The organism is Chitinophaga niastensis (genome assembly GCF_003014755.1).
Classification (GTDB): Bacteria; Bacteroidota; Bacteroidia; order Chitinophagales; family Chitinophagaceae; genus Chitinophaga; species Chitinophaga niastensis.
The window spans coordinates 545,287-559,179 of the sequence record NZ_PYAW01000002.1 but is presented as its reverse complement, the minus strand read 5'-3'; the positions used below and the strand labels follow the sequence as shown (position 1 = coordinate 559,179).

General features: G+C 43.1%; 11 protein-coding genes. 5 read left to right on the top strand and 6 right to left on the bottom strand.

Annotated elements, in window-relative coordinates; translation table 11 throughout:
• Positions 1 to 71: 71 nt before the first annotated feature.
• Together CLV51_RS10910 and CLV51_RS10905 are read left to right on the top strand one after the other, a co-directional pair.
• Positions 72 to 3,197, top strand: a complete 3,126-nt coding sequence (locus CLV51_RS10910; RefSeq protein WP_106528064.1) for a SusC/RagA family TonB-linked outer membrane protein — start codon at positions 72 to 74, stop codon at positions 3,195 to 3,197.
• Between the two features lie 31 nt (positions 3,198 to 3,228).
• Positions 3,229 to 4,782, top strand: a complete 1,554-nt coding sequence (locus tag CLV51_RS10905; RefSeq protein ID WP_106528063.1) for a SusD/RagB family nutrient-binding outer membrane lipoprotein — start codon at positions 3,229 to 3,231, stop codon at positions 4,780 to 4,782.
• 169 nt (positions 4,783 to 4,951) lie between these two features.
• Here CLV51_RS10905 and CLV51_RS10900 read toward each other — a convergent pair whose 3' ends face one another.
• The 3 genes from CLV51_RS10900 to CLV51_RS10890 form a co-directional block, all read right to left on the bottom strand.
• The gene (locus tag CLV51_RS10900; RefSeq protein WP_106528799.1) at positions 4,952 to 5,761 is read right to left on the bottom strand and encodes an alpha/beta hydrolase; all 810 of its coding nucleotides are present in this window, start codon (positions 5,759 to 5,761) and stop codon (positions 4,952 to 4,954) included.
• Positions 5,762 to 5,834: 73 nt separating this feature from the next.
• On the bottom strand, positions 5,835 to 8,159 hold the full coding sequence (locus CLV51_RS10895; protein WP_106528062.1) for a M1 family metallopeptidase: 2,325 nt from the start codon (positions 8,157 to 8,159) through the stop codon (positions 5,835 to 5,837).
• Between the two features lie 106 nt (positions 8,160 to 8,265).
• A complete protein-coding gene (locus CLV51_RS10890) occupies positions 8,266 to 8,844 on the bottom strand; it encodes a HupE/UreJ family protein (protein WP_106528061.1) in 579 nt (192 codons plus the stop codon).
• Positions 8,845 to 8,912: 68 nt separating this feature from the next.
• Here CLV51_RS10890 and CLV51_RS10885 point away from each other — a divergent pair, with 68 nt between their 5' ends.
• The 3 genes from CLV51_RS10885 (at position 8,913) to CLV51_RS10875 (ending at position 10,281) form a co-directional block, all read left to right on the top strand.
• Positions 8,913 to 9,401 carry a DUF6702 family protein gene (locus CLV51_RS10885; protein ID WP_106528060.1) on the top strand — a complete coding sequence of 163 codons (489 nt, stop codon included), beginning with the start codon at positions 8,913 to 8,915 and terminating at the stop codon, positions 9,399 to 9,401.
• Positions 9,402 to 9,549: 148 nt separating this feature from the next.
• Positions 9,550 to 9,843: a type II toxin-antitoxin system HigB family toxin gene (locus CLV51_RS10880; protein WP_106528059.1), complete on the top strand. Its 294-nt coding sequence runs from the start codon at positions 9,550 to 9,552 to the stop codon at positions 9,841 to 9,843.
• A gap of 69 nt (positions 9,844 to 9,912) precedes the next feature.
• Positions 9,913 to 10,281, top strand: a complete 369-nt coding sequence (locus CLV51_RS10875; protein ID WP_158266974.1) for a helix-turn-helix domain-containing protein — start codon at positions 9,913 to 9,915, stop codon at positions 10,279 to 10,281.
• Positions 10,282 to 10,390: 109 nt separating this feature from the next.
• Here the strand turns inward: CLV51_RS10875 and flxY are convergent, their stop codons facing one another.
• The 3 genes from flxY to CLV51_RS10860 all read right to left on the bottom strand — a co-directional run bounded on the left by flxY (position 10,391) and on the right by CLV51_RS10860 (position 13,892).
• Complete coding sequence (gene flxY / locus CLV51_RS10870) at positions 10,391 to 11,683, bottom strand: flexirubin biosynthesis putative acyl-CoA ligase FlxY (RefSeq protein ID WP_106528057.1); 1,293 nt, start codon at positions 11,681 to 11,683, stop codon at positions 10,391 to 10,393.
• A gap of 127 nt (positions 11,684 to 11,810) precedes the next feature.
• On the bottom strand, positions 11,811 to 12,188 hold the full coding sequence (locus CLV51_RS10865) for a holo-ACP synthase (protein ID WP_106528056.1): 378 nt from the start codon (positions 12,186 to 12,188) through the stop codon (positions 11,811 to 11,813).
• Positions 12,189 to 12,206: 18 nt separating this feature from the next.
• Complete coding sequence (locus CLV51_RS10860; protein WP_245898679.1) at positions 12,207 to 13,892, bottom strand: C45 family autoproteolytic acyltransferase/hydrolase; 1,686 nt, start codon at positions 13,890 to 13,892, stop codon at positions 12,207 to 12,209.
• Position 13,893: the final 1 nt, after the last annotated feature.

Below are 13,893 nucleotides of genomic sequence, written 5' to 3'. Positions count from 1 at the left end.
CATCACAGCTGTCCGCTTGTACTTCAGTGTGTTCTTATTTATTTTATCAATCAAAATTCAAAAAGGCAAGTATGAAAAAAAACCTACGCCTCATGAAAGCATGCGTTGCCACCGGACTGGTGCTGAGCACCATGCTGACGGAGAACGCTTTTGCTGCTGTTGCTGCAGAAGCTGCCCATTCCAGTGTATGGCATTCCAACTTTCAGCAACGGGAAGTGCATGGTACTGTAAAAGACAACTCCGGCAACCCTCTTCCCGGCGTAACTGTTGTCATTAAAGGTAGCAGTAAAGGCACGCAGGCCAATTCAGAAGGAAAATTCAATGTCGCCGCAAAAGCCGGTGATGTATTGGTTTTCAGCTTTATTGGCTACGCTGTACAGGAAGTAAAAGTGGGTACTTCAGATGAAGTAAATGTAATCCTGAAAGAAAGTGCTACCGGCCTGAATGAACTGGTAGTAACTGCACTGGGTATTAAGAAAGAAGAAAAAAGTATTGGTTATGCAATGACCAAAGTAAAGGGCAGTGATTTCACACAGGCACGTGAAATCAACGTAGCAAATGCACTGGTTGGTAAAGTAGCCGGTGTAAACAGCTCTACGCCTGCAACCGGCCCCGGTGGATCCTCCAGGGTGACTATCCGCGGTAACAGCTCTTTATCATACAATAACCAGCCCCTGTATGTAGTAAACGGTATTCCACTGAATAACGATAATCAGGGTAATCCTGGTCAGTATGGCGGTGCAGATTACGGTGATGGTATCTCCAGCATTAACCCGGACGATATTGAAGATATGACGGTGCTGAAAGGTGGCGCTGCTGCTGCTTTATACGGCCAAAGAGGTATCAACGGCGTAATCCTGATCACTACCAAATCCGGTAAATCACGTAAAGGTATTGGCATAGAAGTGAACAGCAACTATTCAATGGACCAGGTACATGATTACCGTGATTTCCAGAATGTATACGGACAAGGTACACAAGGAGCCCGTCCTACAGATGCAAAATCCGGCAAGAGCACAGGTTTACAGTCATGGGGAGAAAAACTCGACGGCAAACCAGCTTACTACTTTGATGGCAGCCAGCATCCGTATGTTGCACAAAGTCAGCATAATTTTAAAGACTTCTATAAAACCGGTTCTACCATCACTAATACCGTTGCGTTTTCCGGTGGTAATGATAACACTACCTTCCGCGTATCACTCGGTGATCTGAGAAATAAGTCCGTTTATCCCAATGCCGACTACAAACGTAGCAATGCCAATATCGACCTCGGTTTCAAACTGAATAACAAATGGTCCGGCCAGGCTAATCTCTCTTATGTAAAAGAAAGAGCTAACCGTACCAATGTAAGTGATGCACCAGGTAACGGTAACTTTGCTATCATGTTCCTGCCTCCGAATGTGAGAGCCAACATGCTGGCTCCCGGCTATGATCCTATCACCGGCAAGGAAACAGAATTTAATGACAACCAGTACAACACTAATCCATATTTTGCCGCTACCAAATTTACCAACTACACTAACAAAGACAGGGTATTGGGTATGGCCAGCTTACGCTACCAGGCATTAGACTGGTTGTATGTACAGGGCCGTGTTACCAACGACTTCTTTTCGTTTAATGCACAAAGCATCTGGCCTACCGGTACCGCTTTTAAACCAACCGGTAAACTCAACCAGGATCTTACCCGCAATATGAATGAGTTGAACACTGATATCATGTTGGGCATAAACAAAAAATTAGCGCGTGATATCAATTTTGGATTTACTGCAGGTGGTAACTTCATGCGCCAGGAAGGCAAAAGCATTGATATAAATGCAGACGGATTAGCTTACCAAAATGTTTACAACCCGGCTACTGCCAGCAACAAGAATGTAACAATCAGTCAGCCGCTTAAAGAAATACACTCTGTATACGGATCAGCGGAACTGTCTTATAAAAGTACCGTGTTCCTGAACTTAACTGACCGTAACGACTGGTCCAGTACCTTGCCAACAGCTAACAACTCTTATAACTACCCTTCCATCAATGCTTCCTATGTATTCTCTGAAACACTGAAACTCCCATGGTTGGATTTTGGTAAAATCAGGGCTGGTTACTCTTCTGTAGGAGGTGATGCACAGATCTTTGCTACCAACTTCTATTACAGTGCACTGGGTTCCGTAAATGGTTCTCCGATCTCTGACTTACCGGTAGAAATTCCTAACGCCAAACTGGAACCACTTAAAGTAAAAGAATCTGAAATAGGTGCGCAGCTGGGTTTCCTCAAGAACCGCATCTCTGTGGATTTTGCTGTTTACAATAAACAAACACTCAACGACATTGTAGCCAGTACAATTTCTATTACTTCAGGTTTTGAAAGAAGAGTACTGAACGTAGGTAAAATTGAAAATAAAGGTTTCGAATTACTGGTAACAGTAGTGCCGGTAAAAACCCAAAACATCACCTGGACGAGCAGCTTTAACTATACCAAAAACAATAACAAGGTATTAGCTTTAGCGCCAGGCATTCCGGACATGCAGGTAGATATATCCAGAACCGGTAATGCTTTTATTAAACATGTTGTAGGCTTACCAGTATCACAGGTAATGGCTTTTGATTACATGAAAGATGACAAAGGCAACCTCATACTGAATGCAGATGGTTTACCACAGGCCGCCAGTGCACTGACTGCCATGGGTACAGGTGTAGCACCTGTTTCCGGTGGATGGAGCAATGAAATCAACTACAAACGTTTCGGCCTTTCATTCCTGATTGACTTCAAACATGGTGCAGTACTTTATTCCGGTACCAATGCCATAGCATATTCCCTGGGACTGCAAAAAGAAACATTAGTAGGAAGAGACGGAGGTGTAACTGTAAAAGGTGTTGATGGAAGCGGAAAAGAGGTGACTAAAACAGTGAGTGCACAAACCTATTATGGTGCATTAAGCGGCATCTCTTCATTACAGGTGTACAATGCGGACTTCATTAAATTCCGTTCTGTAAGTCTTACTTATAACTTCCCTGGCAGCGCGTTCAACAATAAGATCGCCGGTTTGGGTCTGTCATTGGTAGCAAGGAACCTGTTCTACATTTCAAAACACACACCTAACGTCGATCCGGAATCTTCTTACAACAATGGTAATGCGCAGGGCCTTGAATATGGTGTAGTACCTACTACCAGCTCTATTGGTTTAAACCTGAATGTTAAATTCTAAGAGAGATTGCTGATCATTAAAATAAAGAAACATGAAATCAATATCCAGATATATCATGCTACTGGCGGTTCCTGCAGCATCTCTGCTCACCTCCTGTACAAAAAATTTCCCGGAACTGAATAAGGACACCAACAAGGTTAGCCCGGAAAACAATATTCCCATCTACAACCTGACACGTGCAGAACTGGAATATACCGGCAACCATGACTTCAGCTTCGAAACCTGGCGCGTAAACATTATCTATTGCAGTTTGATGACGCAGCAGCTGGCATCCACTGTGGGCTGGTATTCCGGCGATAAATACAGCGCCAATAATGGTTTCGCCAGCAGCTATTTTACAATGGCTTACGGCAACCAGATTAAGTATATCGACAACATGCTGGATAACACAAAGGGCAAACCTAATTATGCTAACCTTTACCAGGTAGGCAGAATTGCCCGTGTGCTCATCTATCAGCGTCTCACAGATCTGTATGGTGCTGTGCCTTATTTTGAAGCAGGTACAGGTGTTAGTTCCACTCCTGCTTATGATCAGCAACAGGTGATCTATGCAGACATGCTGAAAGAACTGGATGAAGCAGCCAAAGCACTGGATAACACCAAGGACCAGATTGGCGCCAGCGACCTGGTCTATCGTGGTGGTACTGATGCTGTGAATTCCTGGAAAAAACTTGCCTACTCTTTAATGGTACGTTTAGGCATGAGACTCTCTAAAGTATCTGCCAAAGATGCACAGACATGGGTAGAGAAAGGAGCAGCCGGTGGTACATTTGCTTCCAACGATGATAATGCTTACATCATTGGTGATCCTTCCGGTGGCAGAAATACCATCAACAGAAACAGTAATATCCTCAGCGGCGAATGGGATGCTGTAGGAAAAGGCAACGTTTACCTCGGTAAAACAATGGTGGATTTCCTGCAGTCCAATAATGACCCAAGGCTCCAGTATCTCGCACAGATCAGTTCTACAGGAGATAAAACTCCTTCAAAACAGATCGGTATGCCGAATGGTTATGATGAAAACAATGCAGCGAATGATATCAAAACTGCACCAGGTTTCCCTGGCGCCATCACCAACTATTCTACTATCCAGAAAAATATATGGTTGAAAACAGATGGTCCTACCTTCCTGGTTACTTATCCACAAACAGAACTGCTCCTGGCAGAAGCTGCACAAAAAGGATGGAATGTAGGTGCTAGTGCCGGCACACACTATGCAAACGGTGTAAGCGGCGCTATGAAACAACTGGCGCAGTATGATAAAAGTGCTGTTGTAAGTGATGCTGATGTTGCTACTTATCTTACTGCACATCCTTATGCGCCTGCTACCGCTTTAGAGCAAATCAATACACAATACTGGGCTGCCTGCTTCCTGGACTGGTATGAAGCATGGAGCAACTGGAGAAGAACTGATTTCCCGAAACTAAAGCCTGTAGTATATCCTGGCGACAATAACGGAGGTCAGATCCCAAGAAGGATGTTGTATCCTACAACAGAAGCAAGTGCTAATGGTGCAAGCTACGAGAAAGCAATTGCCGATCAGGGCGTCAACACCTTTACTACCCGCGTTTGGTGGGATAAATAATATTTCGCTTAACAATCAACATAGGTCACATTTAACATGTTAAGGCCGTCAGTATTCTTATCGATGGCCTCTCTTAAGAACAACAAATAGGATTTTTCATAGTCACATTGAGACACATTTAGCATAAAAAAAAGCCGGTCCTGTTTAAGACCGGCTCTTTTTTTGGAGACTATTGAAAAAACTGATGAAAGTATAACAACTGGTATTTTATCGCATTACCCCAGTAGCCCCAGTTATGTTCGCCGGGACGCTCCGTATAATCATGATCAATGCCGGCGAGTAATAATTTTTTATGCAGATCGCGGTTAACATCCATAAAAAAATCTTTTACGCCACAATCAATGATCAGTGCTAAAGTACCGGGTTTTAATTTATCCACCTGGTTAATAACCGTATAGTCGTTCCAGTTAGCACCCTGCAAACCTGCTTCTCCCAAACGTTTTGCAATATCCCAGTTTTTGGGAAAAGGACGAATATCCACTCCTCCGCTCATACTACCGGCAACACCAAACACTTCCGGGTGACGGATAGCCAGGTATAAAGCCCCGTGCCCGCCCATACTATTGCCCGTAATAGCGCGATAACGCGGTTCCGGTAACGTTTGATAATGCTGATCAATATAGGCTGGTATCTCCTTGCCTACGTATGTTTCAAAACGCATGGTACTGTCCACCGGGCTATCAATGTACCAGCTGGAGAAGCCGCCATCAGGGCATACAATCATACATTGGTAAGCATCTGCCAGCTCTCTTAATACCGGTACTTTGGTGATCCAGTTGGCATAGTTACCACCGTGGCCGTGCAGCAGGTATACCACCGGAAAACGTTGCGTGCCACTTTTGTAAGCGGAAGGAGTAACAACCACACATTTGTAGCTACGATGCATGCTGCCACTGGGAATATTGATAGTATCCACATCCGCTGCCCTGGCAGATTGTATAAAAAAAATCAATAACAGGAGAGGCGCAGTTAGTTTCATCGTTTTAGTTTTAAAGATAAAAAAAGCGGCTATCATACTAAATGATAGCCGCCATAAATATATAAAAGACGTTTTATTTTGTTTGCGCTTTCCTCATAGGGTTATCACCGGTGGATGCACCACGGGGTGCTACCGTTGCTTTAAATAACTCAAATTTAGACGGAGCTGCCTCACGTGGCCAGCTGTTATTGCTTTCATCAATATCTGCTGTTTCACGCAATGGATCCAGCTTTACAGCTGCTACTGCTTTGTCTTTCGCAAATACTTTAGTCACCTGGTTTTCATTTTTACGCCAGATATAAGAAGAGATACGATCCGTTTCTTTGGTGCCATCTGTAAATGTCCATTCAATGATCAATGGCATTACCAAGCCTCCTTTATTAGAGAAAGTTATTTCGTAGAAATTTTTCTTGCTATCATACATAATTTTCTCTTCCGGAGATAACCCGTTGCGGAGCTGATCGTATGCTGCTTTATCATCCTGGGTTACTTCAAAACGGTTCCATTTGCTGTAGAAATCCTGCAAACTTGTATCCTGATCTACAGCATATTTAATACCTGCCGCTTTGTTTTTTTGTCTGGCTACATGATCCATGTTTTTATCATACACTGCCTTGGCGGCCTTTGCAGATTCATTCGGATCTTTTGCATCCATTCTGTACCACTTCACACTGTCGATAGCAATATCAACCGGTTCTGTTCCGAAGAACCATCCGCGCCAGTACCAATCCAGGTCTACAGCAGAAGCGTCTTCCATGGTGCGGAAGAAATCAGCAGGGGTAGGGTGTTTAAAAGCCCAACGGCGTGCATATTCACGGAAAGCAAAATCAAACAGGTCGCGACCCATTACTGTTTCCCGCAGAATATTCAGTGCTGTAGCTGGCTTAGCGTAAGCATTCGGACCAAACTGAACAATGTTCTCGGAGTTGGTCATGATAGGCTCCAGCTGATCCTTAGGCATTTTCATGTAATCCACGATCTTGTGTGCAGGGCCACGTCCCGACGGGAAGTTGCTGTCCCACTCCTGTTCAGCCATAAACTGACAAAAAGTATTCAGGCCTTCATCCATCCAGGTCCACTGACGCTCATCGGAATTCACGATCATCGGGAAGAAATTGTGACCTACCTCGTGGGTAATTACGCCGATCATACCATTTTTGGTAGCCTCTGAATAGGTACCGTCTTTATCTGCACGGCCGTAATTGAAACAAATCATCGGGTATTCCATACCATTGGCTGCTTCTACGGAAATAGCTACCGGATAAGGATACGGGATGGTATGCTTAGAATATGATTTCACGGTGTGCGCCACTACTTTAGAAGAATACCGGCGATAGAGCGGATAAGCTTCCGGACCATAATAAGACATGGCCATTACCTTGTTCCCTTCTACATTAGTAGCCAGTGCATCCCATACCAGGCGGCGGGATGATACCCAGGCGAAGTCGCGTACATTCTGGGCTTCAAACACCCATGTTTTGGTTTTGGCCACTTTGTTTTGCATGGCTTTCTTCGCTTCGTCCAGGGTTACTACCTCCACTGGTTCTTTGCTGGTTTGTGCCTGTTGCCAGCGCTGGTACTGCGCGGGAGACAACATTTCCCTGTAATTCTGGCACTCGCCGGTACCGCCTACCACATGGTCTGCAGGCACGGTCATGTGTACACGAAAATTGCCAAATGTGAGTGCAAACTCGCCACTACCGGTGAACTGTTTATTTTGCCAGCCCTGGAAATCGGAATATACCGCCAGGCGGGGATACCATTGTGTAATGGTATACAGGTAGTTCTGATCTTCCGGAAAATATTCATACCCACCGCGGCCACCCACCGTCATACGATTAGAAATGTTATACCACCAGTCAACCTTGAAGCGGTATTTTTCTCCCGGCATCAGGGCTTTAGGCAGATCTATGCGCAGCATGGTCTGGTTGATAGTATAAGGCAATGCTCTGCCATCAGCATCTGTGAGCTTTACAATCTTTACGCCCAGGTCCTTATCGGTTTTGATGATGCCATTGAGCATAGACATCGTCATTTTATCCGACATCTTGCTGCCATTAAAGTTTTGGTTATCACTTTTAGCATCGTGTTCATTTTCATCCAGCTGTAGCCACAGATAGGTCAGTGGGTCCGGAGAATTGTTGAAATAAGTGATGGTTTCAGCACCGGTGAGTTTTTGTTTCGCATCATCCAGTTCCGCTGCTATTTCGTAGTCGGCGCGCTGTTGCCAGTATTTTGGTCCTGGCGCGCCCGAAGCGGAGCGGTACATGTTAGGTGATTGCAGCATTGTGCCCAGTTGCTCAAAGCGGTTGCCATGGTTGGAGCCGGGATTATTTTGCGCATGCAGCGCCAATGCGCTGGTGCACACGATCCCAAGCAGGTAAAGGTTTTTTCTCATAAACAGATTTAAGAGAATTACGAATTGCGAATTACGGATCAAAGAGATCTTCGCTTATAACCGTAATTCGCAATTCGTAATTCGTAATTCATATTGAAGTATTCAATTAAAACAGCGCCTTCACGCCCTGAATAACCATTAAAAAAGCAATTCCAAATGCAGCCGACGACAGGAACATATTCCAATCACGGCGTTTTACCCTGGTAATATTCACGATAGCACCGGAAATGAGCAACACTACCATTACGATCATGATCTGCCCGAATTCCAGCCCTAAATTGAATCCCAGGAGTGGTTTGACGATGTTGGCCTGACTCCCCAGCAAACTTTTCAGATAATTGGAGAAACCAAGGCCATGGATCAATCCAAAAAACAAGGCATAAAAATAATTAAGCTGCAGGTTTTGCGGCTCATCTTCTCTTCTCACAATATTAGAAATAGCTGTAACACAGATAGTCACGGGTATCAGGAATTCTACCAGTGCACTCGGTATACGGATAATATGTAATACACTCAATGCTAAGGTGATAGAATGGCCAATCGTAAACGCAGTCACCAATACCAACACTTTTTTCCAGTCACGCAGTAGGTAGATGGCACTCAGGGCTATTACGAAAAGAATATGATCATATGCATCCCAATTCACAATATGTTGCCAACCCAGCTGAAAATACAACTCATCCATTGCCCTACTTTTATCTAATTTTGGTAATTATAGAAACTTAAAGTTAATTTTTAAAAAAATTTTGTCAAGTGGGTTTATTATTATGTAAATGGTGGATGACGGTATGGCTTACGGCACTGCACCCCTTCTATGCGAGCGTAACAGAAATAACACATAATGCCGGTAAAAAAGAACTGGAGGTGAGTTGTCGCATTTTTGCCGATGACCTGGAGAATACACTCAAAGCCCAAAATAAAACCTCTTTCGATATTACCCACCCCGCCAACCGTAAGCAGGTAGAAGGTTACATTGCTGCCTACCTGTCACAGCACCTCGCTATAGCTGCAGATGGCAAAAATATTCCGCTCCATTTCATCGGGTATAAAATTGAAGAAGATGCCGTTTGGAGTTTTCTCGAAGCGGAGAATGTACCCACGCCAAAGAAAATACAGGTAAAAAATGATATTCTGTATGCACAACATCCCACGCAAACGAATATGATTCACGTGATGGTGAATGGGGAAAGAAAGAGTACTAAGCTGGATAACCCGAAAGCTGAATGTGTGGTGGAGTTTTAATGGTTTAAGCGTAATTTAGATGTCAAGTATTTGGTACAAAAAACTTGACATTTCAATGCGCTATAAGGCAAATTTACCATTTCATATTTTGAAATTAAATTTCATAAAATGAAATTTAATTTCTACTTTTGAATAGTAAACTCATGTCATGGTGATCATTTCGAAAACTGCAATTAATGAGTTTTCCTCAAAACATCCAGATGCTGTTGACCCTTTATTATACTGGTTTTATATCAGTAAGTTAGCCGATTGGTCGAATTTTTCGGATGTAAAGGAAAGCTTTAATACCGTGGACTATATAGGCAATGGATTATATGTTTTTGATATCGGAGGAAATAAATATAGATTAATAGCAAGGATAGTTTTTCGTGTTCGAACTGTATTTATCAGATTCGTAGGCACGCATAAAGAGTATGATAAGGTAAACCCAGACAACCTTTAAAAGAAGGGCCCAATCTGCACATGGGTGATGTGTGCATATAGATAGATACTTGGAAAAATGAAAACGTCAATGAACCCACTCATCTCAACTGAGAAAGAGTATACTGCCGCTATGCAACGTATACATCTTCTAATGAAAAAAGGTGAAGCTAATCTTAGTGCAAAAGAATTGAAAGAACTTCAACACCTCTCTGTTGCTGCAGAGCGTTTTGAAGATGCACGCTATCCATTACCCAAGCCGACCACACTTTCTGGCATGATAGAATTAAAAATGTTTGAAATGAAGCTCAAACAAAAAGAGATGGCAATAATGCTGGATATAGGTGAGGCAAAATTTTCGCAAATATTGAATGGTAAACGGGAGCCGGACGTAGATTTTTTAAGGAAAATTTACAGAAGATTGAAGATTGATGCGGAATTTATACTCCAACATGTTTAATATTTAGTTCCGTATTTCAGAGAATCTTCAAGCACTAACATAAGTACTTCCCCGGAATTTAGTTATAAATATCCCCATCAAAATAAATTCAAAAATCAATAATTTAAACTTAACTCCTGTTATCCAAAAACTTCACCGGCTTCCGGCTATTCTCAGGAAACTGCATCCGCATAATCTCCTGTTGCCCGCAATAATGCACTTGAGGAATCACACGTAACTTAGCTTGCAGGTATGATTTTATTTTGCGATCCATTTCCTCGGATTCCTCACGGGGCCAAAGATGTAGCAGGATTTCATCGGTGCCGAGTTCATTGGAAAATACTTCTACCACAAATTCTCTCACATCTTCCATATCATTCAACAAATCAAATAATGCAGGTGGATACAAGGTGGTACCCTTGTATTTGATCATCTGTTTTTTACGGCCTATTACGGGAGATAACCGAAGCGTATGTCTGCCGCAGCTGCATACGTCCTGTTGATACTGACAAATATCACCGGTTTTATAACGTAGCAGGGGCATACCTTCTACGCCCAGTGTGGTAATGGTTACCTCTCCCTCCTGTCCTGGTGCTACCGGGCGATTATTTTCATCCAGCAGTTCTACATATAATAATTCGGGATGATGATGACCGCCGTTACCTGCCTTACATTCTGTAAATGCCGTCTGCATTTCTGTAGAGGCGTAGGTAGAATACAGTTTTATATCCCATTGCTCGGTGATCTTCTTACCTAATACATTCAATGAAAAATCCGTGTTACGGATATTTTCACCGATGCACACGGCTTTTTTCACCGAAGTATTGTTGATATCGATGTTATGCTCTTTTGCAAAAGCAATCAGCTTCACAATAAATGATGGTACACCAACAATAGTAGTGGGCCGGATGCGCTGTATGTTTTCCCATTGCATGCTGGGTACACCCGGACCTACGCGCAGTACGCCGGCACCGAGTTTACGGATACCGTTATAATACGCCATACCCGCCATAAACTGACGATCCAGGGTGAGCATCAGCTGATAAATATCACTGTCAGATCCATCTGCACAACAGAAAGAAATGTATTCGTTATAAGTTAATCGTTGGAGATCTTTTTCTGTAAGGGCAACAATCACAGGTTTGCCTAAAGTACCGGAAGTAGTAGTATACTCCGCTATTTTGCTTTTATCTACACATAAAAATTCCCAGTTGTGTTCCTGCAAATCTTCTTTGGTAACCGGTGGGATAAGCGAAAACGCTTCCAGCGATTGAACATTATCTGCCTGTATATCATGCTTTTTAAACCATGCTTTATAGAATGGTGAAAACTCACGCAGATAACCTAACAAACGCATCACTTCCTTTTCCTGAAAGGCTTTGATGGCTGCTTTGGACTGTAGTTCAATATCCGGTATGTACATATTTTTGAGAATTACGAATTACGAATGGCGAATTACGAATTAGTGAGGAGATAAACGGGGAGATAATGCTGATCTTCCCACAACTCCGTAATTCGCCATTCGTAATTCGTAATTTCCATTAGTAAATTTATCCTTCTATAATCACCATGGCTACTGCTGCACTTTTTTCGTGCGACAATGACACCCAAATTTTTTTTATTCCCAGTGCTTCATACCTATCAGCTGCGTTGCCAATTAAAAACAATTCCGGCTTCCCCGCTGCGTCGTTGCGGATTTCAATTTCATCAAAATTTACGCCGCCATTGCCCCAGCCGGTACCAAATGCTTTCAGCAACGCTTCCTTGGCAGCAAAACGGGCAGCATAACTTTCCGACGGCACCGCTTGTTTTTCACAATAGATAATTTCAAACGGTGTAAACACCAGGTTACGGAAACCTTCTCCCTTACCCATTTTAGCTGCAATGCGTGCTACATCTACGATATCTGTACCTATACCAATAATCATAGCTATCAGATTTTAGGTTTATCCTTTCAGCTTAGCAATACATTGTTTCAGTTGTTTGCGGATATGATTCTCCTCTCCTTTGGTAGCAATCACTTTCGTTAAACCAATTTCATAATATTGCTTTGCTTGTGCAAAATTTTTGTGTCCGAATTCATAATCACCTGCCAGCACATAAGCGTGATAATATGCTGGATTAGCAGCGATCAAAGCCTTCACATTAACGGTTTCTCCACTGTTAACTTCATCTCTCAGCTGACGGTACCTATTAAAAGCAATGTAATCTTTTGATAACAGAAAACTATCTGCTGCAATATTTTGTGCGCTGTCATACACTTCATGATCTGTTGTCAGTCCGTGCATGCTGAAGATCTTATTCAGATCATACGCCACAAACTGCCCCAGCTGCCACGGTGCAGTGGATACCCACACCATTTTTTTCTTAGGTTCAAATACAATAGCGTGATGCGCAATTAATTGGTTAATGGCTTTTTCATTACCCATACCAATATTGGCATCATGCAAACCGCGACGATCACGCAGGATGTTCACGGTTTTCTGTACAGTATTCGGGCCATTTTCTTTCATCAATTCTGTGAGGCGCTCATAGCGGTATTCAGAAGCACTTTCTTTGATCTGTAATTTATTGGAAACCAGGTTACCTAAGGTATCGCCCTGGAAGTGATTGGTGCAGGTAATAAAGTTCTGCGAAGGACTATAAATATCCATGCCTTCCGGTGTTTTTTCAATAATCACCGCTTTATTATCTTCTGCAGAGCCTACAAGAAATGATTCTGATACAAACATCTTCCGTTTCTTAGCGATAGCCCAGGCTTCAGGAATATTTTTTGCATACTGTAAAATCTCCCTGGCCACTAACGATACAGGAGTAGCCGCAGCGGTAGGCACACTGGTTTTAGCAGCATTGATGGTAACTGTTAAACCTTTATCATTCATACCGGATACCACGCCAGTAAAGCCTCCCCAGGTGACAAACATAAAGTTGTGACCTTTCTCAGGGCGGTAAAACACCACCATTTTATCTTCCGCAAATGCATCGCCCATGTAAAAGTCGAAGTTACGGCCAATGATAAGATTACTGTCGGCAGACTGATCATTCCAGGTGCCAAACGACGTACAACCCACCAGCATCATACCCTGCAGCGCATGACCAATATCATGGGCCGCATGATAGTTCATAAGACGTGCATAGTTAGTGCCGATATAATCATATTGGGTAGAGGCAGAAAATGACTCCCCATAAATCTCTTCTTTAAACTCTTCCGGCACATGATCACTCAGATCACGATTAAACCAGCCGATAAAATATTTCAGAAAATGCAGGTAAAAAGTAGATGGTACCATCTTGCTGAACTGTGCTACAAAAACATCTTCCTGGCGGCGGATCAGCTCTCCGGATAATTTGCCATTAATCACACCTCTTTCAAAAGGTGCACCTTCTACATACATTTCATAAAGGCCACTGTTACTCTTACGAAACCAGTTGTTGCCCAATGTGTAGCTGGTGCTGTCCAGCTGATGCCGTTGCAGCTGTAAAGCCTGGTTGCTGGCAACTACAGGCGGTGTCATGTGACTTACAGATACCAGGTATATGGCCAGTGCGATGAAAAGCAGTAAAAAACTACCAAAAATCCATATGAGTATGCGTCCAAATTTTCTCCAGCCGCTTCGTTTCTTTTTTTCCACT

What these genes read in the sequence shown, in the direction of transcription:
- CLV51_RS10910 (WP_106528064.1), top strand. Translation starts at nt 72, where the DNA reads ATGAAAAAAAACCTACGCCTCATGAAAGCATGCGTTGCCACCGGACTG.
- CLV51_RS10905 (WP_106528063.1), top strand. Translation starts at nt 3,229, where the DNA reads ATGAAATCAATATCCAGATATATCATGCTACTGGCGGTTCCTGCAGCA.
- CLV51_RS10900 (WP_106528799.1), bottom strand. Translation starts at nt 5,761, where the DNA reads ATGAAACTAACTGCGCCTCTCCTGTTATTGATTTTTTTTATACAATCT.
- CLV51_RS10895 (WP_106528062.1), bottom strand. Translation starts at nt 8,159, where the DNA reads ATGAGAAAAAACCTTTACCTGCTTGGGATCGTGTGCACCAGCGCATTG.
- CLV51_RS10890 (WP_106528061.1), bottom strand. Translation starts at nt 8,844, where the DNA reads ATGGATGAGTTGTATTTTCAGCTGGGTTGGCAACATATTGTGAATTGG.
- CLV51_RS10880 (WP_106528059.1), top strand. Translation starts at nt 9,550, where the DNA reads ATGGTGATCATTTCGAAAACTGCAATTAATGAGTTTTCCTCAAAACAT.
- CLV51_RS10875 (WP_158266974.1), top strand. Translation starts at nt 9,913, where the DNA reads ATGAACCCACTCATCTCAACTGAGAAAGAGTATACTGCCGCTATGCAA.
- flxY (WP_106528057.1), bottom strand. Translation starts at nt 11,683, where the DNA reads ATGTACATACCGGATATTGAACTACAGTCCAAAGCAGCCATCAAAGCC.
- CLV51_RS10865 (WP_106528056.1), bottom strand. Translation starts at nt 12,188, where the DNA reads ATGATTATTGGTATAGGTACAGATATCGTAGATGTAGCACGCATTGCA.